The 23,804-nt window shown below is 68.6% G+C and carries 20 protein-coding genes; 10 read left to right on the top strand and 10 right to left on the bottom strand.

Annotated elements, in window-relative coordinates:
* Complete coding sequence (locus tag NY1_RS09930) at positions 1–279, bottom strand: FmdB family zinc ribbon protein (RefSeq protein WP_233434268.1); 279 nt, start codon at positions 277–279, stop codon at positions 1–3.
* Positions 280–539: 260 nt separating this feature from the next.
* Here NY1_RS09930 and NY1_RS09925 point away from each other — a divergent pair, with 260 nt between their 5' ends.
* Entirely contained in the window at positions 540–2,222 is a 1,683-nt protein-coding gene (locus tag NY1_RS09925; protein WP_067710604.1) for a purine-cytosine permease family protein, read from the top strand.
* A 42-nt stretch (positions 2,223–2,264) separates the two neighbouring features.
* Here the strand turns inward: NY1_RS09925 and NY1_RS09920 are convergent, their stop codons facing one another.
* A complete protein-coding gene (locus NY1_RS09920) occupies positions 2,265–3,347 on the bottom strand; it encodes a substrate-binding domain-containing protein (protein WP_233434267.1) in 1,083 nt (360 codons plus the stop codon).
* Positions 3,348–3,400: 53 nt separating this feature from the next.
* Here NY1_RS09920 and NY1_RS09915 point away from each other — a divergent pair, with 53 nt between their 5' ends.
* On the top strand, positions 3,401–3,847 hold the full coding sequence (locus NY1_RS09915) for a MarR family winged helix-turn-helix transcriptional regulator (protein ID WP_067710602.1): 447 nt from the start codon (positions 3,401–3,403) through the stop codon (positions 3,845–3,847).
* 18 nt (positions 3,848–3,865) lie between these two features.
* Here NY1_RS09915 and NY1_RS09910 read toward each other — a convergent pair whose 3' ends face one another.
* From NY1_RS09910 to NY1_RS09885, 6 genes are all read right to left on the bottom strand, one after another.
* Positions 3,866–5,332 (bottom strand): peptide MFS transporter, encoded by a 1,467-nt coding sequence (locus NY1_RS09910; protein WP_067710601.1) that lies wholly within the window; start codon positions 5,330–5,332, stop codon positions 3,866–3,868.
* Between the two features lie 127 nt (positions 5,333–5,459).
* On the bottom strand, positions 5,460–6,422 hold the full coding sequence (locus NY1_RS09905) for a Ppx/GppA phosphatase family protein (RefSeq protein WP_067710600.1): 963 nt from the start codon (positions 6,420–6,422) through the stop codon (positions 5,460–5,462).
* A 46-nt stretch (positions 6,423–6,468) separates the two neighbouring features.
* Positions 6,469–7,029: a DUF501 domain-containing protein gene (locus NY1_RS09900; protein ID WP_067710599.1), complete on the bottom strand. Its 561-nt coding sequence runs from the start codon at positions 7,027–7,029 to the stop codon at positions 6,469–6,471.
* A complete protein-coding gene (locus NY1_RS09895) occupies positions 7,026–7,511 on the bottom strand; it encodes an FtsB family cell division protein (RefSeq protein ID WP_233434266.1) in 486 nt (161 codons plus the stop codon). Before NY1_RS09895 ends, NY1_RS09900 begins: the two co-directional genes overlap by 4 nt.
* A 225-nt stretch (positions 7,512–7,736) precedes the next feature.
* Entirely contained in the window at positions 7,737–9,023 is a 1,287-nt protein-coding gene (gene eno / locus NY1_RS09890; RefSeq protein ID WP_067710597.1) for a phosphopyruvate hydratase, read from the bottom strand.
* Between the two features lie 195 nt (positions 9,024–9,218).
* Positions 9,219–9,956 carry a lytic transglycosylase domain-containing protein gene (locus NY1_RS09885; RefSeq protein WP_233434265.1) on the bottom strand — a complete coding sequence of 246 codons (738 nt, stop codon included), beginning with the start codon at positions 9,954–9,956 and terminating at the stop codon, positions 9,219–9,221.
* Between the two features lie 242 nt (positions 9,957–10,198).
* Between NY1_RS09885 and NY1_RS09880 the strand changes: the two genes are divergently transcribed.
* From NY1_RS09880 to NY1_RS09855, 6 genes are all read left to right on the top strand, one after another.
* Positions 10,199–11,278, top strand: coding sequence for a TauD/TfdA family dioxygenase (locus tag NY1_RS09880; RefSeq protein WP_067710595.1), 1,080 nt, complete (start codon positions 10,199–10,201; stop codon positions 11,276–11,278).
* Between the two features lie 23 nt (positions 11,279–11,301).
* A complete protein-coding gene (locus NY1_RS09875; protein WP_067710594.1) occupies positions 11,302–12,264 on the top strand; it encodes an ornithine cyclodeaminase in 963 nt (320 codons plus the stop codon).
* Positions 12,265–12,361: 97 nt separating this feature from the next.
* Positions 12,362–13,666, top strand: coding sequence for a type III PLP-dependent enzyme domain-containing protein (locus NY1_RS09870; protein WP_067710593.1), 1,305 nt, complete (start codon positions 12,362–12,364; stop codon positions 13,664–13,666).
* Positions 13,667–13,717: 51 nt separating this feature from the next.
* Positions 13,718–14,845, top strand: a complete 1,128-nt coding sequence (locus NY1_RS09865; protein WP_067710592.1) for a PLP-dependent cysteine synthase family protein — start codon at positions 13,718–13,720, stop codon at positions 14,843–14,845.
* Positions 14,842–16,239, top strand: a complete 1,398-nt coding sequence (locus NY1_RS09860) for an MATE family efflux transporter (RefSeq protein WP_067710591.1) — start codon at positions 14,842–14,844, stop codon at positions 16,237–16,239. Before NY1_RS09865 ends, NY1_RS09860 begins: the two co-directional genes overlap by 4 nt.
* Before the next feature lie 132 nt (positions 16,240–16,371).
* Positions 16,372–17,325, top strand: coding sequence for a phosphodiesterase (locus tag NY1_RS09855; RefSeq protein WP_084534819.1), 954 nt, complete (start codon positions 16,372–16,374; stop codon positions 17,323–17,325).
* A 28-nt stretch (positions 17,326–17,353) separates the two neighbouring features.
* Here NY1_RS09855 and NY1_RS09850 read toward each other — a convergent pair whose 3' ends face one another.
* Positions 17,354–18,814, bottom strand: a complete 1,461-nt coding sequence (locus NY1_RS09850; protein ID WP_439956006.1) for a stealth family protein — start codon at positions 18,812–18,814, stop codon at positions 17,354–17,356.
* 554 nt (positions 18,815–19,368) lie between these two features.
* On the opposite strand from NY1_RS09850, the gene NY1_RS09840 reads away from it, so the two are divergent.
* A complete protein-coding gene (locus NY1_RS09840) occupies positions 19,369–19,860 on the top strand; it encodes a hypothetical protein (protein ID WP_067710589.1) in 492 nt (163 codons plus the stop codon).
* Positions 19,861–19,936: 76 nt separating this feature from the next.
* Positions 19,937–20,512, top strand: coding sequence for a TerD family protein (locus NY1_RS09835; protein ID WP_067710588.1), 576 nt, complete (start codon positions 19,937–19,939; stop codon positions 20,510–20,512).
* Between the two features lie 204 nt (positions 20,513–20,716).
* Here the strand turns inward: NY1_RS09835 and NY1_RS09830 are convergent, their stop codons facing one another.
* Positions 20,717–23,713 (bottom strand): helix-turn-helix transcriptional regulator, encoded by a 2,997-nt coding sequence (locus NY1_RS09830; protein WP_067710587.1) that lies wholly within the window; start codon positions 23,711–23,713, stop codon positions 20,717–20,719.
* Between the last annotated feature and the right edge of the window lie 91 nt (positions 23,714–23,804).

Here is a 23,804-nt window from a genome sequence, read left to right as displayed (position 1 = left end):
TCAGGGCCGGGGCAGTTGCCGGTGCAGGGGATTCCGGGTGACGCGGGCGCGCCCGCCCGGCGCCGGGGCCGGCACCACCGCGGGCTCGGACGCGGTACGGGCGGTGGCGTCGAGCAGGCGCATGGCGCTCGTCCCGCCGTGCAGCAGCGCCCCGCCGCCGATCCGCCGCCGCGCGGGGGCGGCACAGGTCGGGCACGGGGCCGCCGCCGGCACCTCGGCCATCGGGTGGGAGCGTTCGAAACTGCCGCAGGCGCGACAGGCGAACTCGTAGCTGGGCACGCGATACCTCCGGTCGGGCCGGGGCCGACAACCCCGGCGGTTTGTTTTCATTTGAAGCTATTTCAGTTGACCACGATACGAACGGCGCTTCGTCTCGGCGGCGAAACCAGTGGATTAAGTGAAAGTTACGGAGATCAGACCCGGTATCCAGCCTGTAAATTTTCATATGCATTATATTCATCTGAAAATATTGACTCTATGGTCCTTCTCGTTGAGTCCCGGGGCCCCAGCACGGCCTCGACAGCGAGGAGAACGACACCATGAGCACGACAAGGTGGCAGCGGTTCCAGACCTGGGCCGCCCGCGACACCATCGAGGACTACTCCCTGCGCTACGCGCCCAAATCCTTCCGGCGCTGGAGCCCGATGGCCTGCGCGGTGGCCGCGCTGGGCGGCATCGCCTATCTGGCCGACTACTCCATCGGCGCGTCCATCGCCGTCACGCACGGTTCGGCCAGCGCGGTCATCGCCATCCTGGTCGCGGCGGTCACCATCTTCCTGACCGGCGTGCCCATCGCCTATTACGCCGCCAAGTACAACCTGGACATGGATCTGCTCACCCGCGGTGCGGGTTTCGGCTACTTCGGGTCCACCCTCACCAGCCTGATCTACGCCAGTTTCTGTTTCATCTTCTTCGCGCTGGAGGGCGCGATCATGGCGCAGGCCATGAAGCTGGCCTTCCACATTCCGCTGCCGATCGGCTACATCATCGGCTCACTGATCATCATTCCGCTGGTCCTGTACGGGATGTCGGCGCTGGCCAAGTTCCAGGTCTGGACCCAGCCGCTGTGGCTGATCCTGTTCGCCGCGCCGCTGGTCACCATCGCGGTCGGCGATCCGTCCGGTTTCGAGGGCTTCCTGTCCTGGGCCGGTGACGGCGGCACCGCCAATGTGACCGCGGTCGGCGTCGGAGCCGGTGCGGGCGTTGCGCTTTCGCTCATCGCGCAGATCGGTGAGCAGGTCGACTACCTGCGCTTCATGCCGGAGAAGTCGGAAACCCCGGCCTGGCGATGGTGGTCGGCGGTGCTGGCGGCCGGTCCGGGCTGGGTGATCCTGGGTGCGGCCAAGCAGCTGTGCGGCGCGTTCCTGGCGTTCTATGTCGCGGGGCAGGTCGGCTTCACCCGGGCCACCGAACCGATCGAGGAGTTCCTGGGCGGCTACGGCGCACTGATTCACAATCACGCGGTCGCGCTGACCATCGCAACGGTCATGGTGCTGCTCTCGCAGGTGAAGATCAATGTCACCAATGCCTATTCGGGTTCGCTGTCGTGGTCGAACTTCTTCAGCCGGGTGCTGCACGTCCATCCAGGGCGGGTGGTGTGGCTGGCGCTGCACATCGCCATCGCGCTGGCGCTCATGCTGGGCAATATGTTCACGGTGCTCAACAGCATCCTGGGGTTCTACTCGAACGTGGCGATCGCCTGGGTGGGCGCCATCGTGGCGGATCTGGTGATCAACAAGGGCATTCTGAAGATCAGCCCGCCGTACGTGGAGTTCAAGCGCGCCTACCTGTACCCGATCAATCCGGTCGGCTTCGTGTCCATGCTCGCGGGCTCGGCGCTGTCCATCGTGGCCTACTTCGGGGCGTTCGGCGAGTTCCTGCAAGCCTGGTCGCCGTATCTGGCGCTGGCCGTCGCCATGACCCTCACCCCGTTGATCGCGCTGGCCACCGGCGGCAAATACTATCTGGCGCGGCCGAATCCGCTGCGCGAGGAGATCGAGAAGGAACCGCTGTGGGCGGGTCAGACCCTGCTCGACGTGGTGGACGGCAAACGCTACGAACTCCCGGACATGGTGCACGACTGCCCGTTCCACGGCGGCCCGGTGTCCTCGCTGACCTGCACGCTCACCAAACACTGTGGCGAGCAGTGCCAGTCGGCGGCCTACACCGATTCGGTGGTCGCCGCGGATCTGCCGCTGGCGCCCGCGCGAGCGCTGGACTGAAAACCGTTGGTGGCGGGCCGGATTCGCCCGGCCCGCCATCGATCATCCGGTCAGTTGCGCGTGCACCTCGAACTGGAGCAGATCCGCGCCCGCGACGTAGACGGGCTGGGTGGTGTGCGCGCCGCGGACGCTCACCTCGCCGCGCGGGCCGTGGTAGCTGACCTGCGATGCGGTGCGTTCGATGGCGCGCAATTCCAGGCTGCGGGCACGCTGGGCCAGGGAGGCGAACAGCAGCAAGCCCTCGTAACAGGATTCGCCGATATTGTTCAGCGCGGGGGCGGAACGGCCGTACCGCGCGGCGTAGCGGCCCCCGAACGCCATGCTCGCCGGCGACACCACGCTCTCGAAATAGCCTGAGGCGGTGAACAATCCGCGCGCGCTGTCGACGCCGCCCGCGAGCAGCACGTCCTCGCCGATCATCATGCTCAGCCGCACCCGCCGCTCGTCCAGCCCCGCCGCGGCGAAGGCGGCGTTGAAGGCGGCGCAGTCCGCGCCCACCATGAACAGCAGCACCCCCTGCGCGGTGGAGGTGTGGATCAATTCGAGGGCGGCGCGGAAATCCCGGCTGCCCAGCGGCACGAAGGCCGCGCCGACCACGTCGATGTCGGTGGTGCGCGCGTATTCGACGGTGGCCCTGGCGGTTTCGCGTGGCCACACGTAATCGTTGCCGATCACGCACCAGCGCCGGATGCCGAATTCCGCGCGCATCCAGCGCAGGGCCGGAAAAAGTTGCTGTTCAGGGGTTTCCCCGACCATGTACACGCCGTCGGAATCCTCGCCGCCCTCGTAGAAGGTGGTGTACACGTACGGCACCCGGCCGGCGGTGCGCGGCGTGATGACCTTGCGGGCATTGGACAGATGCCAGCCCACCACCCCGTCGATCACCCCGCGCCCGACCATCTCGTCGATGCGAGCCGCCAAGCGCGGCAAGGGGGCTCCGGCGTCGACCAGGTGCAGCCGCACCGGGCGTTCCAGGATGCCGCCCGCGGCATTGATGTCCTCGACCGCGAGATCGGCGCAGGCCTCCGCGGACGGTCCGAACAGCCCGGCGGGGCCGCCCAGCGGCACCACCAGCGCGATGTCCACCGTGTCACGACGAGATTCGGGGACTACCACGGAAGCCACCACCGTAGTGCTTGCAAGTGAAAATAATTCATACGGCGCTGTACAGTGCTGAGGTGGACGATAGCACCGCGCTGGCCGCCTTGGACGATCTCACTCGCCTGGTGCGGCGCGCGTCACAGGAAATGGATCGGGCGATCGCGACCTGTCTGGGCGAAAGCTCGGTCAGCCGTTGGCATGTGCTCAATGCCGTCGCCGCCGGCGAGGGCGTCTCCATGTCGCAATTGGTCGATGCCACCCTGCTCAATTCCGCCACCCTCACCCGGTTGATCGACGCGATGATCGCCGACAATCTGGTGCACCGCAAGGTGGACGACGCCGATCGCCGCCGGGTGCTGGTGTTCCCGACCCGGCGCGGGCAGCTCACCCGCAAGGTGATGAATCAGGCCCTGGCCACCAGCGGCCTGGCCGATATCGCCGCCACCGCCACCGCGACCTCCGCCGTGAAAACGCTGACGGCGCTGGCCGATCGCATGGCCGCGACCGAACCGGCGCCGTTGTAGCTCAGTGTCGCCGGGCGGTCAGTGCACGCCTTCCATGTGCTTGGAGACCCACGGCGAGATCGCCCACACGACCACGCCCACCGCCATGGCGATGAGGCCGGTCAGGCCGAAGTAGGCGAGTTCGTGCGAGGGGTCGTAGAACTTGGAGAGCACGCCCGACATGGAGGTGCCGATGCCCACCGAGAAGAAGTACAGGGCCATCATCTGGGCCCGGAAGGCGTTGGGCGCCAGCTTGGTCGTGACGGCCAGGCCGATCGGCGACAGCAGCAGTTCGGAGATGGCGAAGCCGCCCAGCACCACGAACACGAACAGGATCGGGACCGTCTTGCCCTCGGTGCCGGAGAACAGGGCGAAGAGCAGGAAGGCCGCGCCCATACCGATCACGCCGAGGGAGAACTTGCGCGGAGTGGACGGGGCGCGGTTGCCCAGGCGCGTCCACATGATCGCGAACAGCGGGGACAGGGCGATGATCCAGACCGGTTCCATGGAGCCGATCCAGTTCGGCGGGGCATCCCAGCCGAAGACGTTCCAGTTGATGCGCTCGTCGGAGTAGACCGCCAGCACGGTGAAGATCTGCTGGAACAGCGACCAGAAGACGGCGTTGGCGATGAAGAGCGGAATGTAGGCGCGCACCCGGGTGCGTTCTGTGGCATCGACCTTCGCGCTGGTCAGCATGATGGCGAAGTAGGCGATGGAGGCCACGACGATGGCGCCGGTGGTGACGTCGGGCAGGTTGTCCAGGGTCAGCAGCCCGGTCACCCAGGCGATGACCACCACGGCGACGAACCCGGCCACGAACGCCACCGATTTCGGAATCGCGTTGCGCGGCAACGGGTTCGGGATATCCCGGCCGTGATCGCCGAGATTGCGCCGGAAGACCACGTACTGGGTCAGGCCCAGCGCCATACCGACCGCGGCCGCGCCGAAGCCCCAGTGGAAGCCGATATGCGACTGCAGCAGGCCGGTGATCAGCGGGCCGGCGAACGCGCCCAGATTGATGCCCAGATAGAAGAGGGTGAAGCCGCCGTCCGCGCGCGGGTCGCCCTTGGCGTAGAGGGTGCCCAGCAGCGAGGAAGCGTTTGCCTTGAGTGCGCCCGAGCCCAATGCCACCAGGATCAAGCCGACCGCGACGCCCGCCAGATCGGGAATGACGGCCAGTGCGATATGGCCCGCCATGACCACCACACCGCCGTAGAACACGGTGCGCTCCATACCCAGCACCCGGTCGGCAAGCCAGCCGCCCAGCACCGTGGACAGGTAGACCAGACCGCCGTACGCGCCGACGATGCCGGTGGCGGTGGCCTTCTCCATGCCCAGGCCGCCGTCGGTCACCGAGTAGTACAGGTAGTAGCCGAGAATCGTGAGCATGCCGTAGAACGAGAATCGTTCCCACAGCTCGACGCCGAACAGATTCGCGAGGCCGATGGGGTGGCCGAACAGGGTGCGTTCGGTGACCGGTTTCGCGGGGTGCGCTACCTCTGACATGAATCAGACCTTCCCATATTGGGCAATCTGACAGCAACCTCATCGGTTGACTCACGTCACATTTACCCGGAAAAGGCCTGATGAAACCCGGCTCGGCAAGCGCTGTGAATAGCTGGACGATCGCCAATCAGGCGATGGACAGCGCGATTCCGTCTAGGATGTCGTGCTCGCTCACGATGAGTTCGGTGATGCCCGCGCGGCGCGCGAGTTCGTCGGCCAGCACCTCGGTGATGACCGCGCCGCCGCCGATGACGTCCACCCGGCCGGGGTGCATGGGGCCCAGGGCGGCGCGCTGATCGTGGTCCATGCCGATCAGGCGGTCGCAGACCTGGCGGACCTCGGACAGCGGCAGGCGGGTGAGATGCACCTTGTCCGAATCGTATTCGGGGAGGTCCAGGGCGACGGCGGCCAGGGTGGTCATGGTGCCGGCGACGCCGACCCAGGTGTGGGCGCGTTCCACCGGGACCACGCCGAAGGCCTGGGCGAGGCGTTCGGAGGCGAAGAAGCGGGCGGCGGCGACCTCTTCGCGGGTGGGCGGGTTGCCGTGCAGGCAGCGTTCGGTGATGCGCACGCAGCCGATATCGGCGGAGTAGGCGGAGGCGACGCCGGAGCTGTCGCCCAGCACCACCTCGGTGGAGCCGCCGCCGAGATCCACCACCACGAAAGGCCCGGCGTCGGCGGCCAATTCGCCGACCGCGCCGGCGAAGGACAGGCGGGCTTCCTCATCGCCGGTGATCACTTCGGCGACCGCGCCGGGGACCACGCGGCCCAGTTCGGCGGCGGTCATGGTGAAGAAGTCGTCGCGGTTGGATGCGTCGCGGGTGGCCGAGGTGGCGACCATGCGGACCTTGGTGACGCCGTGCTGTTCCATCAGGCTCACGTAGTCGTGCAGGGCGACCCGGGTGCGTTCGACGGCTTCCGGATTCAGCGCGCCGGTGGCGTCCACGCCCTGACCGAGGCGCACGATCCGCATCTCGCGGTGCACATCGGTGAGATGCGGTGCGGCGTCGGCGTTCTCGCGCGCCACATCGGCGATCAGAAGGCGAATGGAGTTGGTGCCGCAGTCGATCGCGGCGATCCGCTCGGTCATGCTGAATCCTTTCGGCCCGGCCGGTTCACGCTCCGGCCGGTCATGACTAGTCTTCCGGCTGCGCCTGGCGCGGTTCGTATTTCGGCCAATCCGCGGGAATCGCGGTGCCGCGCAAGCCGTTGTCGGCGGCGGCGGCCACGGCTTCGTCGCCGAGCGGGTTCAGGCCGGGGCCCTTGGCCAGCGCGTGCGCGATCAGCACGTGCAGGCATTTCACGCGGTCGGGCATGCCGCCGCCGGCGAAATCGGTGCCGAGGTCCTCGATGGCATTGCGCTCGGCCAGGTAGCTGTCGTACGCGGCGCGGTAGGCGGCGGCGAGTTCGGCGTCCTGGGTGAGGCGGTGGCTCATCTCGCGCATCATGCCGGTGGTTTCCAGGCGGCTGGCCTCGGCGGTGAGGCGGGGGTCCGTCAGGTAGTACAGGGTGGGGAAGGGGGTGCCGTCCGGGAGTTTCGGGGCGGTCTTCACCACGGCGGGCACGCCGTCCGGGGTGCGGTAGGCGATCTCCAGGACGCCTCGGGGTTCCCGGCCGAGTTGTTTGGCGACGACCTCGAGATCCTGCTCGGTGGGGGGGTCCCCGGGGAGGCGGCGGGAGTTCTCGGCTGCGGTCACCTTGGTTTTCCTTCCTCGGTCGGGACTGTTGCGGGCGCTGGCTGCGCCGGATTCGGTTGTGCGGCAGCGGCTTGCGGCGACGAGATGGAGCGCCACAATTCCGTGTACCAGGGGTCGGGTTCCCGCGTCTTGGCGGCGGGGATCGGCACGGCCGGCTGTTCGATGCCGGCCACCTGCACGATGTAGGGGGTCTCACCGGGCATGACCAGGCGGAGGCGATCCTTGGCCTCGGCCTTGATGTAGCTCGGATCCTGTTGCTGCGCACGGCGATCGCGCAGCTTGGCCACGTCCTCTTCCAATTGCGCACGCTGGGAAGCCAACTGGGTGGCCTCGGCGCGCTGCGCGAAATAGGTGCGCAGCGGAACCGCGAGCGTCAGCGCCAGACCGCACAACACCGCGGCCAGCAGCACCGCGCGGCCCGTGGAAAGCCCGAGGATCTTGTGATCGGAACGCCCGGCCTTCGCCTTCCGCCGTCGCGCCACCGCCCGCTGCCCGGCGGTCGTGCGCGAAGTGGTCCGGCCGCGGGGGCTCTTCGCCGCCCCGCTCCCGGACCTCGACTCCGATGTGGTGCTGCGCGCCGAATCGGCCCGCTTCCCACCGGTGCGTGATTTGGCGGACCGCGACGGGCGGCGGTCACCCCGTCCGGCCGGACTGGTGCCGCGTGCCCGTCGCTCCGTCATCTCACACCTCGAACTCCGTTGGGATTCTTAGCCTTCGAACGCGAAACGCGGGAACGCGACGTCGCCCGCGTAGCGAGCCGAGTCACCGAGGGCGTCCTCGATGCGCAGCAGCTGGTTGTACTTGGCGACGCGCTCGGAACGGGCCGGGGCGCCGGTCTTGATCTGGCCGGAGCCGACCGCCACCGCCAGGTCGGCGATGGTGGTGTCCTCGGTCTCGCCGGAACGGTGCGACATCATGGTCTTGTAACCGTTGCGGTGGGCGAGGTCGACCGCGTCCAGGGTCTCGGTCAGGGTGCCGATCTGGTTGACCTTCACCAGCAGTGCGTTGGCCGCACCCTTGGCGATGCCCTCCTCCAGGCGCTCCGGGTTGGTGACGAACAGGTCGTCGCCGACCAGCTGCACCTTGTCGCCGATCGAGTCGGTGAGCGAAACCCAGCCGTCCCAGTCGTCCTCCGACAGCGGGTCCTCGATGGACACGATCGGGTAGGACGCCAGCAGTTCGGCGTAGAAGGCGTTCATCTCGGCGGCCGAGCGCACCTGGCCCTCGAACTTGTAACCCGAACCGGCGGTGTAGAACTCGGTGGCGGCGACGTCGAGCGCCAGCGCCACATCGGTGCCCAGCTTGTAGCCGGCCTTGTCGATGGCGACGGCGATCAGGTCCAGCGCGGCCTTGGTGCCCGCGACGTCCGGCGCGAAGCCGCCCTCGTCACCCAGACCGGTGGACAGGCCCTGGGCCTTCAGCACCGACTTGAGCGAGTGGTAGATCTCGGCGCCCCAGCGCAGCGATTCCTTGAAGGTCGCGGCGCCGATCGGGGCGATCATGAATTCCTGCACGTCCACACCGGTGTCGGCGTGCGCGCCACCGTTGAGGATGTTCATCATGGGAACCGGCAGGACGTGGGCGTTCGGGCCGCCGACGTAGCGGAACAGTTCCAGGCCCGAGGACTCGGCGGCCGCGCGGGCCACGGCGAGCGAAACGCCCAGCAGGGCGTTGGCGCCCAGGCGCGACTTGTCCGGGGTGCCGTCCAGATCCAGCAGGGTCTGGTCGACGGTGCGCTGTTCGACGGCGTCGAGACCGATGACGGCGGGGGCGATCTCGTCGAGGACACCCTCGACGGCCTTCAGCACACCCTTGCCGTTGTAGCGGTCGCCACCGTCACGCAGCTCGACGGCTTCGTGCTCACCGGTGGAGGCGCCGGAGGGCACCGCCGCACGGGTGAGGGTGCCGTCGTCGAGAGCGATCTCGACCTCGACAGTGGGATTGCCACGCGAATCCAGGATCTCGCGAGCTCCGACCTGTTCGATGATGGCCACGAAACGACACTCCTTCGGCTGCTGACTCGGCAGGTCGCACGGGTAGTCCGTGCGGGTCCGAGCCTAACGTGCGCACGCGCTCCTGTGACAACGCCCCGTCGGCGTGGTGGTCACTCCCCGGGTGGGGAAGGGGAATTCCGGGGGTTTCACCCCCGGACCCCCGCTCAGAAGCTGTCTCTGCCGCTGGGAGCTATCTCAGGCTTTGCGGCCGACGCTGTAGGCGGCGGCGCGGTCGCGGACTTTCTTCATGTAGGCGGTGGACTGGTTGTAGGTGAGGAGGGCTTTTTCCCAGCCGGGGGCGGCGGTGAGGTCGCCGCCCATGGCGCAGAGGTAGCGGGCGGTGGTGAGGGCGGCGTCGTCGATATTGTCCGGGTCGGCGATGCCGTCGCCGTTGGCGTCGACGCCCCAGCGCTGCCAGGTTTCGGGGATGAACTGCATGGGGCCGAGGGCACGGTCGTAGACGGGGTCGCCGTCGAGCTTGCCGCCGTCGGTGTCTTTGATGAGAGCTACGCCCGGAGAGCCGTCCAAGGCGATGCCGCGGATGGGCGGGGTGACCTTGCCGTCGGCGGCCACGTCGGCGCCCTTGTGGGTGCCGTGTTTGCTTTCGACGGAAGCGATTCCGGCGATGGTGGTCCACCCGATCCCGCAGTCGGGACGCGAGCGCGCCATGACGGCCGCGGCGTAGCCGTAGGCCTCGAGCGACGTCGACGGGATCCCCATGCCGGAGTTCTCCTCGGCCCAGGCGGCGAGCTGCGTCGCGCTGCGGCCGGGGGCATCGAGGTCGATGACGGGCAGGGGCGCGCCGAGCCCCGGTGGGGTGCCGTCGGGAATCGGCGTGAGATCGACTGAGCCGCAACCGGTCAGCAGCACGAGAGCACACACCGAGCCCAGCAGGCCGGCGCGAAAGTGAGCGGCGCGGACACCGGCCTTCATGAAACGCACCCCATTCATCATCCAGATGGATCGGTACTTCTTCCAACTTCGTGAACGCCGATGAGACGAGTCGCGCGCATCGATGCGGTTCGGTTACCCTCCCGCTTGCCCTTTGATGCATCGCAGCTATTTGTCACGACACGCTTTAGGTAAGCCTTGCCAAATCTTCTAGATGGGAATACCTTTCCCCACCGGGCCTGAAAACACCACGTCACCTCCCAGTCAGGAAGGTACTCCCCTTGGTGAAAAGCGTTCTCTCCGAACGTAAGACGCTTCACCCCACGGAACTCGAACGACGCGACCTGCCGGAATCCGCCGCGCGCGCGGTGCGCTATCTCGCGGCTGAGATTGCCGCCACACTGACGCCCGATCCCGAGACAACCGCCACGCTCGCCGATCCGATCCTGCTCGGCCACATCGACGCCCGCTACGGCCGGCTCCCCGACGCGGTGCACGAGGCCATGCGCCCGCCCGCCACCGACGCGGGTGTCACGGTGATCGGCCGGCTACCGCTGGGCGACGCCGAACTCGGGCAGACGCCGCACGATTGGCGGGAGGCCGCCGCGTGGGCCGGTGATCCCCAGCGCCGCGCCGCCTCCTTCGAACTCGATATCGCCATGCTGCTGCTGGCGCGTTGCGCGGGCGAACCTTTCGGCTGGCAGGGGCAGCAGGGCGGGCGGCTGGTGAACAATATTCTGCCGACGCCGGGGCACGAGCACGAGCAGTCGGGGGCATCGAGTACGACGCTGCTGAGTCCGCACACCGAGGACGCTTTTCATCCGGGCCGGGCCAATCTGCTGATGCTGGGCTGCCTGCGGAATCCGGACGGGGTGGGGACCACGGTCTCGTGCGTGCACCGCGCCGAACTCGATGGGGCGCAACGCGAACGGCTCGGGCGGGCCGCGCTGCCGATCCTGCCGGACGTGTCCTACGGCAGCGATTTCCCCGCCGCGCACACCCCGGCGGTGGTGACCTTGCACGAGGAGAACGGCCAGGCCACACTGCGTTTCGATCCGGCGTATACCCCACTCGACGATGCCGACGCCGAATTCCGGGCCGCCTACGATCGGCTCGCGTCCGAGCTCGAAAGGGTCTGTGTGACGGCCGCTTTGACCCCCGGCGAGATCCTGCTGGTGGACAATGACGTGGTGGTGCACGGACGGGTGCCGTTCACGCCCCGCTACGACGGCACCGACCGCTGGCTCAAGCGGGTCAATATCCGGCTGCCACAGCGCCAGCGCGCCGCCTACGAGGCCGCCGAGGACGGCTACGGGCAGTGCGTGGTGGCTCCGTTCCGCACTAGTCGAGGACCCGCGAAGTGAACAGCAGACCCACCCCGCTACGTGTGCTCAGCCGTAGCGACCTAGCCGACGTCCCGATCGCCCCGGCCGAGGTGGTGCGCGCCGTCGAGGAGGCGTATCTGGCCCTGGCATCGGGAGATTCCGACAATCCCCGCAAGCTCAGCGTCGCCCATCCGGAGGGCTGGTCGGTCGCCTACGCCATGCTCGGCCGCGACGGCCGCCGCCGGGTGGTGGCCATGAAGACCTCCTACAAGTTCGATCCGCATCACGATCGCAGCACCAAGCGCTACTACACGACGATCACGCTCTACGACGACGCCACCGGCATGCCCATCGCCATGATGGACTGCTCGCGCATCGGCGCCCTGCGCACGCCCGCGGTCTCCGCGCTGCTGGTCCGCGAGACCGCGCGCCCCGGCGCCCGCAGCGTGCTGCTGATCGGCACCGGCACCCAGGGCCGCAACGCCCTCCCCCATCTGCTGGCGGCCAACCCGCACCTGAACCGGCTGATGCTCTACGGCACCCATCCCGAGGGCTTGGAGTCGGTGTATCGCCAACTGCTGCACCATCATCCGCAAGCCGAGCTGGAGATCGTGAGCGATCCGGTGGCCGCCGCCCGCACCGCCGACGTGGTGCTGGCCACCGCCGGCCCGGGCACCAAGGTGGCCCTGGACGCCAAGGATCTCGCTCCCGGCGCGACGGTGGTGCTGGTCGGATACGGTCTAGCCCCCTCGACACTGACCGAGGCCGATCGCGTCATCGCGACCAGCGCCGAGCAGATGTCGCTCACCGGAACCGATATGGCCGGTCCGGACGGCCGACTACGCCGGGTCGATGCCGAACTCCCGCAAATTCTCGCGCGTCGCGCGGTGGGACGTATTACCGACGGGGAACGCATTTTCGTGTACAACAGTGGCCTGGTGCTCACCGATATCGCGGTCGCGCACGCACTGGCCGAGCGCGCGATCGCGGAGGGCCGGGGGACAGAGGTGCCGCTGTGGGACTGAGAAATACCCGATTCGCAGACGAGAGGGGACAGTTCTGACGACCGCCGCGAAAACCTTGGACTTTTCACCCGATTCATCCGAAATCACCGCTTTGCCGATGCCGGCCCATCGTGACGAATGGGAACAGCGACTGCTCGCGGACCGGAAAATGCTCGAGGTCTTCGCCACCGCGATCGGCGGGCCGTTCCACGTCATGTATCCCGCCCGGGTGGTCCGCAATATCCGGGCATTCCAGGCGGTGTTCCAGCGCACCGGCGTCCCCGGCACCATCTACTACGGCAAGAAGGCCAACAAGGCCGCGTGCGTGGTGGCAGCCTGCGTGCAAGCCGGTGCGGGCGTTGACGTTTCCAGCCTCGGGGAGCTGGAGGCCGCGCTGGCCGGCGGGGTGCGCGGCGCCGATCTGGTCGTCACCGGACCGGCCAAGTCCGAGGAACTGCTGGGCGCGGCGGTGCGGCACGACGCCCTCGTCGCCGTCGACGCGCCGGACGAGCTGGACCGGCTGGCGGGCACCGGCGCGCGGGTGCTGCTGCGGGTGCTGCCGCCGCATTCCGACAGCCGCTTCGGCCTCACCGCCGGCGAGGTCGAGCAGGCGCTCGCCACCCTCGACCGCGACGCGATTCGCTTGGAAGGCTTCAGCTTTCACCTCGGCGGCTACGAGGCCGCCCCGCGCGCCGAGCTGGCGCTGCGCCTGATCGAATACTGCCGCGAGGCCCGGTATCTGGGGCATCCGGCCGACACCATCTCCATCGGCGGCGGCTTCGGCGTGGACTACGTGCCCGCCGAGCACTGGCGCTCCTTCCTGCGCGGCCTGAATCCGCTGTGGTTCCACCGGGATCGGGCGCCGAAGCCGGAATCCTTCTACCCCTATCACTGCCCCGCGCCGGGTCCGGCCATGCTGGAAACCATTCTGGCGCACCGGCAACTGGGCGCCCGGCTGCGCACCGCCGATATCCGGCTGGCCATCGAGCCCGGCCGCGCCCTGGTAGATCGCGCGGGCAGCACGGTTTTCGCGGTGCAGGGCGTCAAAACCCGTACCGCACACGGTCATCCGTATTCCATCCTGACCGTGAACGGCTCCAGCCTGAGCCTGTCGGAGCAGTGGTTCGACACCGAATACCTGCCCGATCCGGCGCTGTGGCCACCCCGCCCGGGCCGCGTCACCCCCGCCTGTGTCGGCGGGGCCAGCTGCCTGGAGGACGACATGATCAGCTGGCGGCGCATTCCGTTCCCCCGCGCCGCCCGTCCGGGCGATCTGCTGATTTACCCGAATACCGCCGGTTATCAGATGGACAGCAACGAATCGACGTTTCACGAATTGCCGATTCCCCCCAAGGTCGTCCTGCGTGACGCCGAGGGTGCAAAATTCGATTGGACCCTCGACGGGACAACGGCGCTCCGCTGACCGGCCGCACCAACTCATCCGCGCACATTTCACCCGCAAGGAGATACGGACATGCAGGTTGTCACCACCCGCGTGACAGACCTCATCGGGCAGACGCCGCTATTCGAGCTGGCCGCCACCGAAACCGGTACGCGATTGTTCCTCAAGCTCGAACATATGAATCCCACCGGGACGGCGAAAATTCGAATGGCCCGCGCCATGGTGGACGACGCCGAACGCCGCGGCCTGCTGGCAACCGGCGGGCATATCATCGAGTCCACTTCCGGAAATACCGGACTCGGGCTGGCGGTTGTCGCGGCCGAACGCGGGTATCGCTTCACCGCGGTCGTCGATCACCACGCCTGCAAGGACAAACTGCGAGCAATGAAAGCCATGGGCGCACAGCTGGTCTACGTCGATGACGGCGGCGACTCCGACAGCCTGGCGACCTCGGCCCGCGAGGATCTGGCCGAACGGCTGGCCCGCGAGGAATGCGCGGCGGCGCTCGCGGCCGGGCGCACCCCCAATACCTACTTCACCGAACAGCACAACAACGACGCCAACGCGCTGGGCTACTACGCGCTGGCGGACGAACTGCTGGAGACGCTGGGCTGCGTGGACGTGCTCATCTCCGCGGTCGGCACCGGCGGCTCCATGTTCGGGACGGCCCGGCGGCTGCGCGATCTGGGGCACGAACCGCTGCTGTACGGCGTGGAACCGGTGGGCTCCATCGCCTTCGGCGGTCCGGCCGGGCCGTACTGGCAGTCCGGCACCGGCACGCCGGAGGGCGCGGATCCGGGCAAGATCGTGGCCGAGGATCTGGGGCTGCTCAAGGAGGGCGTCAAGGTCTCCGATGTGGACGCCTTCGCCGCGGCCCGCGTGGTGGCTTCGAAACTCGGCCTGATGATCGGCGGCTCGGCGGGCGGCTCGGTATGCGCGGCGCTGGAGCGCATGGACGAATTCCCGGCCGGGTCGACCGTGGTCAGCATCGTCTGCGACGGCGGCGAGAAGTACCTCGACACCGTCTTCGACGACGACTGGATGAGCGATCGCGATCTGATCGACGCCGATACCGAGAGCCGGATCGCCGCACTGCTGGATCGCTACCGGCCGCGGCACCGGAACCAGCCGCGCCGCCCGTCCTACGCCCACACCATTCTCGTGCCCGCCGGTCAGCAGGACGGGGTCGTGGCCGAATGAACCTCGGCCTCCGGCAGTCCGACGGGCGCCAGCTCACCGCGCTGGCCACGCCCATCGCGCTGACGCAGCTCGCGCAGGTGGCGGTGTCCACCACCAATATCGCGCTGATGGGCACGCTCGGCGTGCGGCAGGTGGCGGCGGGCGGGCTGGCGCTGGTGCTGTTCAACCAGATTCGCACCATGTGCGTCGGATTGATCACCGGCACCGGCAATCAGGTGGCGACGGTGGTCAGCCGCGCCGAGAAGCGCGGGCGCACCGCCGACGCCGAGGTGCGGGAGGTGGTGCGCTCCAGTTTCCTGATCGCCACCTTCGCCGGAATCGTCGGCGGCGCACTGCTGATCGGCCTGGGCTGGGCGCTGCGCTGGCTCGGGCAGGACGCCGCGGTGCTGGCCGAGGCCCGGCCCATGATGGTGGCGCTCGCCCCGGGCCTGCTGCCCTGCCTGTGGTTCCAGGTGCTGCGCCAGTACACCGTCGGCATGCAGCGCCCGCAGGCGCTGCTGCTGGTGACGCTGGGTTCGGTGGCGCTGAACGTGGTGCTCGCGCTGGCGCTCATGCACGGCTGGTTCTTCCTGCCCGAACTCGGCCTGACCGGTATCGGCGTGGCCACCTCGCTGGTCTTCCTGATCACCTTCGGGGTGTTCTGGGCGATGGTGCGCCGGGACGCGAAACTCGGCGCGACGCTGCCGATCCGGATGTGGCCGGTGCACGCCGGAACGGTGAAAGCCGAACTGCGCCTGGGCTTTCCCATCGCGCTCACCTACGGCTCCGAGGCCGGCATGTTCTCGGTGCTGGCACTGGTCATGGGCAGTATCGGGGCCGCCGCGCTGGCCGCGCACAATGTCGTCTACCAGATCGTCTACATCGTTTTCCAAGTGGCGATCGGACTTTCGCACGGCGCGTCCATCCTGGTCAGCAAGGCGGTCGCGAAAGACGAGTTCCCGCATGCCCGTTCGGTGGCGTGGCTGGCGCTGCGCTACGCGGCGGCGGTGGCGGCGCTCACCGGCATCGTCTACGTGGCGGCCCCGGACTGGGTGCTGCGGCCGTTCCTGGACGACACCGACGCCGATACCGTCGCGCTGGCGCACACGCTGCTGCTCATCGCCATCGTGCTGCAGTTCTTCGATGCCGCCCAGAACATCGGCGTCGGCCTGCTGCGCGGCCTGAAGGACACCAAGGCCGGGTTCCGGTTGTCCCTGGTCGGGTACTGGGCTGTGGGATTGCCCACCGCATTGCTACTTGCGTTTCCGGCGCATCTGGGCGCGGCCGGGGTGTGGTGGGGCTTGACCGCGGGACTCGCCACCACCGCTGTGCTGATGCTGCGCCGCTACTTCACCCTGTTGCACGAACGTGAGCAGGAACATCCGCGGGTGCTGGCCGGTAGCCTCGGGCATTGAGCCGACACGTAAAACTCACCTTCTCGCAAGCATGCCGTCACTGGCCACGGGCACGCTGGAAGAAAGGGCTTCGCTATTCTGGCGAACTGAATCGGCAAGCCAGAGGCGCACACCCAGAGCCGGGGAGGATCCGTGCACATCTCGAGAGTCGCCGAGTACCCGAAGGCCGACCACGTGCTGTTCCATTTCAGCGACACCCACCTGATCGCACCGGACGAAGACCTGTACGGCGATGTGGACGCCGTGGCGCGGTTGCGGGACCTGCTGGGGCAGGCCGAGCACAGCGGGATCCGGCCGACGGCCATCGTCTTCACCGGTGATCTCACCGATCGCGGCGAGCCCGGCGCGTACCGCAAGCTGCGGGAGCTGGTGGAGCCGTGGGCCGCCCGCATCGGCGCGCCGCTGGTGTGGGTGGCGGGCAATCACGACAATCGCGCCGAGCTACGCCAGCATCTGCTGGACGAAAAGCGTGCTGTCACACCGCTGGACAGCGTGCACATGTTCGACGGGCTGCGGGTCGTCGCGCTCGACACCACGGTGCCCGGGCAGCATTGGGGCGCGGTCACCGACAAGCAGCTGGAATGGCTGCGCGACGTGCTGGCCGAACCGGCGCCGTTCGGCACCGTGCTGGCCATGCACCATCCGCCCATCCCGTGCGTGCTGGATCTGGCGGTCACCGTGGAGCTGCGCGATCAGCGCCGGCTGGCCGATGCGCTGGACGGCACCGATGTGCGCGCGATTCTGGCCGGGCACCTGCACTTCTCCACCAGCGCCACCTTCGCCGGCATCCCGGTCTCGGTCGCCTCGGCCACCTGCTACACCCAGGACCTGGCCGTGGAGACCGGCGGCCTGCGCGGGCGCGACGGGGCGCAGGGCTTCAACTACGTGCACATCTACCCGGACACCATCGTGCATTCGGTGGTGCCGATCGGGGCCGGTCCGACGGTCGGCGAACCGGCCACTCCCGAGCAGGCGGCCAAGCGGCTCGCCGACGCCGGGATCGTGATCCCGCCCGCCGGCGGCATTCCGCACGTGCTGCGCCGCCGCGCCGCCGCCACCGAAACCGACGGCGAGACGGTCGGCTAGCGGTTCCGTCCGGCGCGGCGAATCCCGTTCAGGCCGCGCCGGATTCGAAGGCGGTGAGACCGCCCGCGACAGTGTCGGGCTTCTCCCACGGCGCCGGTTCCGGGAAATAGGTCTCCAGGAACTCCGATACCGCGCGCACCCGTTCCACCTCGGGGACTTCCGGGAAACTGCCGTCGTTGAGGCAGAAGAAGTCCACATTGCGGCGCTTGGCGAGCCCGTCGAGATGCGCCAGGCCGGTGTAGAGCGTGGTGTCCACGTACCGCACCTTGGCCGCCTCCTGCGGCACCGCGCGGCCGGTGAGCAGCGCGTAGTAGTGATACAGCGAATTGGTCACCGAGATATCGGTGGCGGCGCGGAAACGGCTGGCGCGAGTGCGGGCGAAATCCTCCGGGAATGCCGCCTCCATCTCGTGCAGCACGCTGCGCCGCAACGGCACCGGGGTGTGCTCCAGATGCCGGATGATGATGTGGCCGAAGCGATCCGCCAGCAGGCGGCGGTTCACCCGGGCCGCGTTCTCGAAACCGCTGCGCCGTTCGTTGTTGGCGCCCGGGCCGATTCGGGTGCCCGCCTCGATATAGCGGCTGATCCCGGCCGGGGTGAAGAACATCGACGGCCGCACCGGGCGGGCGAAGAACATATCGTCGTTGGAGTACAGGAAATGCTCCGACAGGCCCTCGATGTGCTGCAGCTGGCATTCCACCGCATGGGAATTGAAGACCGGCAGCGCGGACAGGTCGGAGAAGTGATCCGCCGCGCGCACGATGGTCACCTTCGGATCCTCGGCCAGCCAGTCCGGCACCCGGGAATCGGTGCAGATGAAGATGCGGCGGATCCACGGCGCGTTCTTGTGCACCGAACGCAACGCGTACCGCAGTTCGTCGATCTGCCGGATGCGGGCGTCGGCGTCATCGCCCTCCCCGACCACCACCTGCGCGAGCATTCCCGCACGGCGCGCGCGGAACTCGGGATCGGTGCCGTCCACCCAGGAGAACACCAGATCGATATCGAAGCCGACATCGGTGGGATGCGGCGCGAACATGCCGGCCAGGGTGGGCCAGCCGACGTCGTAGAGCAGCACCGTGGTGTGCTCGACATCGGCGACGTCGAAGACATTGCGGGTCAACGCGTTCGGCCGCGGGCATTCCACGGTGTCGCCGTGGTGATCCCACAGTTCGAGCTCCACGTGATGCGCCGGATCCAGGTCACGCCCCAGCCGGAACACATTGTGCTGCTTCTCGTTACAGGAGAACCCCGCCACCATCGCCGCGCCCAGCACCCGGCGCAGGGCCGCGCGATGCGTACTGTCGACCGCCAGCACCAGCCGGTGATCGGCATCGCGGACCAGCAGGAAGGACACCTCGGCCGCGGTCAATTCGGCTCGCAGATAACGCAAGTCGTCGATCACCGCCGCCGACACCACCAGATTCGCCACCGTGGCGCTCGACACCATCTCCACCGCACCCGGTACCGGTTGCTGCCCCGAACCCATATCCACCATCACCGTCTCCGCTCTGTTGTTGCGCTGCTACACCTCACGACCGATCACCGCGTGGCCGCGGTCCGCGCCGGTCCCGGATGACCCGGAACCGGCGCTCGCCACGAAACCCGGTGTGCGCATTCAGAAGAACGGTGCGGAGAGCGTGACGCCCGAGGTAGCGGGCAACTGATCTGGATCGGTCCGGAACATCATTCGGGTTCACCTCTCTCACTCGATGGACGCGGGCGCGTCACGTTGGCATTGCTGGTTTGCGTTCGTCTCCGCCAAGAACTGGACGGACGATCTTCACCGGGCGGTCATCGGCCGGTTACTCGCAAGACCCCGACTGGACGGGGGACTGTAACGAATGATGCAGCCGTTATCGCTTCTCGTCAATCCATTACCCCGCAGGTCCGGCCGTGTTTTCACACTCGTAACCGGCGAGTCGCGCCGGACGCGCCCTGCGGCCACTCGATTCGGACGCCAGCACGGTACGGCGACAACGACATACACTCGTGACAGCACAGTCCAGCCCGCTGTGCGAAACCGATGGTGAGGTGACGCGGATGGTAGCCGAAGCGCGGGAACGTCAGGAGCCCTCGACGCCAATGTACCCGGACCACCCCGAACTCGACACCCTGCCGGAGTGGCCCCGGGACACCATCGCGGTGCTGGTGACCACCGATCCGGCGCCGCACGCGATTCCGGTCTCGTGGCCGGTGCGCGCGGGTGACCGGCAGGTGCTGCTCAGCTTGAAATCCGATCGCGGGTCACTGGCCCGGCTGCGGGAGCGGCCGGAGGTGGCGCTGTTGATTCTCGGCGGCGGGAATGTGGCCCTGTGCGCACGCGGCCGGGCGCGGGTGCTGGCCGATCCGATGCCCGGGACCGCGGACTACGCGGCGGTCGCCATCGACGTGGAGGTGATCGACGATCACCGGCAGTCCGCGTTCGCGGTACTCACCGGCATTCAGCGCACGGTGCTCGACCCCGCCGAACTGAAGTACCTGGAATCGCGCGTGGCGACGCTGCAGGAAATGGCGGCCGGACGGCGTAATTGAACGTGCGCGAGGGGTCCCCGCATCGACCATAATCGGGTGGGGATGCGGTGTGACGGCACCGCGGGGAAGGAGAACTGTGAGCGTCAGTCTGGCCAAGGGCGGAAATGTTTCGCTGTCCAAGCAGGCCCCCAATCTGACCAAGGTCGCGGTCGGCCTGGGTTGGGATGTGCGGACCACCACCGGGGCGGATTACGACCTGGACGCGAGCGCGCTGGCCTGTGGAGCGAATATGCGGGTGCTGTCGGACGCGCATTTCGTGTTCTACAACAACCTGCGCTCGCCGGAAGGCACCATCGAGCACACCGGTGACAACCTCACCGGCGCGGGCGAGGGCGACGACGAGACCATCAATGTCGATCTCGCGGGCATGCCGCCGCACATCACGAATATCTTCTTCCCGGTCTCGATTCACGAGGCCGAGATCCGGCGGCAGTCCTTCGGCCAGATCCGCAATGCCTACATTCGCGTGGTCGACGCCATGACGGGCGCCGAGCTGGCGCGGTTCGATCTCACCGAGGACGCCTCCACCGAAACCGCCATGGTGTTCGGGGAGCTGTACCGGCACGGCAACGAGTGGAAGTTCCGGGCCATCGGGCAGGGGTACGCGTCCGGGCTGGCGGGTATCGCCCGCGACTACGGGGTCAACGTCTGAGAGCCGGCGTGACATCGCCGAGCGGCGGCGCGGGCAGGGTCCGCGCCGCCGCTGCTCATTGCGGACCGGCCGGCGATCCGGAGCACCCCTCGAGCCCCAGTACCGCGTTGCGTACGAATGCCTTTCGGGTGGTCGGGGACAGACTTGTACTCACGGTAGCGACCGAACGCAACGACCGAATCCGCCGAATTACTCATCCGCTACTCATCGCAATCCGGTGACCCAGGCGGCGATTCGGCTGCGGCTGCCGAAACCGAGTTTGGTGAGAATGTGCTGCACGTGGTTCTGGGCCGTGCGTTCGGAGATCACCAGTTCGCGGGCGATGGCGCGGTTGGTCGCACCGGCCGCCACCAGCACCGCCACCTGCCATTCCCGTTCCGACAGCGGGGCCGCCGCGGGCGGGGGCGCGTCGGCGGCGCGCAGCCGTGTCACCGGTTGCGGCGGTTCCAGGACGGCGCACAGGCGTTCGGCCCACGGGATCATGCCGAGGGCGTGGGCGGCGCTCACTGCCGGTTCGGCGAAAGCCGTTGCGGCCGCGTGGTCTCCGGACCGGCGCGCGACCTCGGCTTGCAGACAGGCGATCTCGACGGCGTAACCGGCCGCGCCGCTGCCGACGCAGGCCGTCGCGGCGGCGGTGAGTTCGGCGGCGGCTTTCTCCCCTTCGCCGAGCGCGCTGGCGCAGACGGCGAGGATCAGTTCGACCGGGCCGAGACTGCCCGCGGTGCAGGTGATGTGGCGGCCGCGCCACGGGCTCAGGCGGCCGTGGAAGAAGCGGACCGCGTCGAGATCGCCGATCGCGGCGGCGATCCGGGCGCCGACGGCGTAGTAGGCCAGCCGGAGATCGTCCGGAATATCCCACGCGGCAGGCGGTCCCGCGCGGCGGAACAGGTGCTCGGCCACCTCGACGCGACCCTGATCGGCGGCGATCCAGGCGGGTGCGAGCAGTACGAACAACTCCGCCCGCACCTCGCCTTCGGCCCGGGTCAGCAACTCCCCCACGAACTCCGGCCGATGCCCATAGTGGTGACCCACCATGGTCAGCAGCCCCGCATAGGCGAGCACCCGCGGATAACCACCGGGTTCCAGCGTCTCGAACGCCTCCCGCCCGAGCCGCAGCGCCGCCTCGAATTCCCCACGCGCCTGCGCCATCCCGGCCCGCGCCCGCAGCAACTGCCACCGCGCCACCGGCCCGCCTACTCGTTCCACACACCACCCCATCCGGATGATCTCCCGATCCATCCGATCCAGCCGCCCCCGCTGTCCATACACCTCCACCGCCCATAATCGCCCCCGCAACTCCACCTCCGGCCGATGCTCCGTCACCCCGATCTCGATCAACCGCCCCGCCAGCCGCGCCCCCTCCTCCACGAACTCCGGTCCCCCACAGGCACACTGCCGCGACCGCAGCGCATCCACCACCGCCTCACCCCCAGCCCGATCCGCCGCGATCAACGCCGCCGCCGACACCACCTCCGCATCCCCACCCGCCCCGCAATACACCGCCGCCTCGGTCCGCCGCGCCACCAACCGCGCCCGCAACTCCCCTATCGTCAGTCGATCGTCACTGGCTGCGAGCACTTCCACCATCGACGTGCGATCCGGGCCGGACAGCGGGAGGGCGGCGAGGGCGGCATCACACCAGTCTCGAAGGTCGCGGTCCCAGTCCAGGCGGCCGATCGGTTCGAGGGTGAGGGCGGCGGTCGCCAGGAGCAGCGGGTCGCCGGCGCGGCGGGCGGCGAAAACGACATCGCGGCAGCATTGGCGGGCGGCAGGGAGCCGGCCGGCTCGGAACGCGGCGTCGGCCTTCGCCAGGGCCAGGTGACCGCGCGCGGTGAGCGGCAGGGATTCCGCGGCGGTCGCCGAGGCCAGGTCGTACAGGCGTTGCGCTTCGTCGAAATCGAGTTGCGACAGGGCGTATTCGGCGGCGCGGGTGCACCAGGCGACGGCGGTCGGGCGGTCGCCCGTCACCGCCACCGTCGACCAGTGGTGGGCCAATTCGGCGAGGTGGGCGTCCAGGCAGTCCCGGTACAGCGCTTCGATCGCCGCCGCGGCCCGGTGATGGAGTTCGGTGCGGCGGTGCAGGGACAGGCCGGACATCAAGACCGAACGCACCAGACCGTGCACGAATTCGACGCGGCCCGGCGGCGCGGTCTCGGCCAGCACACCGGCGTGGACCGCCTCGTCCACCTCGGGCAGGCATTGCGCCGTGGTCCGCTCGACCAGTCGCGCCGCCACCGCCAGGTCGAACTCCTGGCCGAGAATCGCTGCGGCGCGCAGGAATTCCTGGGTCGCCGGGGACAGCATCGAGATGCGGACGGTCACGATATCGGTCAGGCGGGGCGGAACGTCGAGGCCGGCGGTCTCGGAGATCTCGTCGTCGCCGGGGCGCAGCGGCGGATCCTGTTCGAGGGCGGCGGGCACCGTGAAGGTGGACGGCGCCGGGTCGCTGCGGCGGGACGCGCGCGGTTCCGAGGTGAACTGCGGGAGTATCGGATTCGGGGTGGGGTGGCGCAGGCCGCGGGCGAGTTCACGGATGTAGAAGGGGTTTCCGGCGGTGAGCGCGTGGGCTTGCCGCACGAGCGGCACGGGTAGTTCGCGGCCGGATTCGCGGCGGAGGTAGGCGGCGGTGTCGGGGTGTGAGAGTCCTTGCAGCAGGACCGTTTCGACATCGGCTTCGGGGAGCAGGCGGGGGCGGACGGCGCGCCAGCCGGGTAATACCGTGTCGGCGGCGGTGCGTTCGGCGGCGCAGATCAGCAGGCGATGGCGGCGCAGCGAGCGGACCAGGTGCAGCAGCGCGTCCAGGGAGGGTTCGTCGGCCCACTGGATGTCGTCGACGATGAGCAGCGCGCCGTGCGCGGCGGTGAGCTCGTCCAGCCAGGCGGCGATGCGCTCGAAGAGCAGGGCGCGCTCGGCGGCGTCACCGGCTTCGGAAAGCGTGTCGGCCACGCCGGATTCGCCCATCAGCTGCCGCCATAACCAGAACGGCGGGGAATCGTGGAGTTCGACCGAGCGCGCCCACAGCACCGGGACCGCGGCGTCGGCGGCCTCGCGAGCCAGTGCGCCGAGCAGCCGGGTCTTGCCGATGCCCGCTTCCCCCGAGCACAGCACCATGCGCGAGCGCCCGGCCAGCGCCGCCGCGAGTTCGACCCGCAGCAGCCCGAGTTCCGCGTCCCGGCCGATCAATTCACCCTCGCCGGACATGGCGGAAGGGGCGGGAGTGACGCGGGACACATGGTCTGGGCACAACCTGCTAATCAGCGCCGATGCCGCCGGTGTTAGCCGCTCCCGCAAA

It is taken from the genome of Nocardia yamanashiensis NBRC 100130, from assembly GCF_001613325.1.
Taxonomy (GTDB): Bacteria; Actinomycetota; Actinomycetes; order Mycobacteriales; family Mycobacteriaceae; genus Nocardia; species Nocardia yamanashiensis.
Note: the sequence above shows the minus strand (reverse complement) of the source record. Positions and strands in the feature narration are given on the sequence as shown.

Coding starts and splice junctions, on each gene's coding strand:
- NY1_RS09860 (WP_067710591.1), top strand. CDS start 14,842: ATGAACCTCGGCCTCCGGCAGTCCGACGGGCGCCAGCTCACCGCGCTG.
- NY1_RS09885 (WP_233434265.1), bottom strand. CDS start 9,956: ATGAAGGCCGGTGTCCGCGCCGCTCACTTTCGCGCCGGCCTGCTGGGC.
- NY1_RS09870 (WP_067710593.1), top strand. CDS start 12,362: ATGCCGGCCCATCGTGACGAATGGGAACAGCGACTGCTCGCGGACCGG.
- NY1_RS09905 (WP_067710600.1), bottom strand. CDS start 6,422: ATGACCGAGCGGATCGCCGCGATCGACTGCGGCACCAACTCCATTCGC.
- NY1_RS09840 (WP_067710589.1), top strand. CDS start 19,369: ATGGTAGCCGAAGCGCGGGAACGTCAGGAGCCCTCGACGCCAATGTAC.
- NY1_RS09850 (WP_439956006.1), bottom strand. CDS start 18,814: ATGGGTTCGGGGCAGCAACCGGTACCGGGTGCGGTGGAGATGGTGTCG.
- NY1_RS09865 (WP_067710592.1), top strand. CDS start 13,718: ATGCAGGTTGTCACCACCCGCGTGACAGACCTCATCGGGCAGACGCCG.
- NY1_RS09925 (WP_067710604.1), top strand. CDS start 540: ATGAGCACGACAAGGTGGCAGCGGTTCCAGACCTGGGCCGCCCGCGAC.
- NY1_RS09910 (WP_067710601.1), bottom strand. CDS start 5,332: ATGTCAGAGGTAGCGCACCCCGCGAAACCGGTCACCGAACGCACCCTG.
- NY1_RS09830 (WP_067710587.1), bottom strand. CDS start 23,713: ATGTCCGGCGAGGGTGAATTGATCGGCCGGGACGCGGAACTCGGGCTG.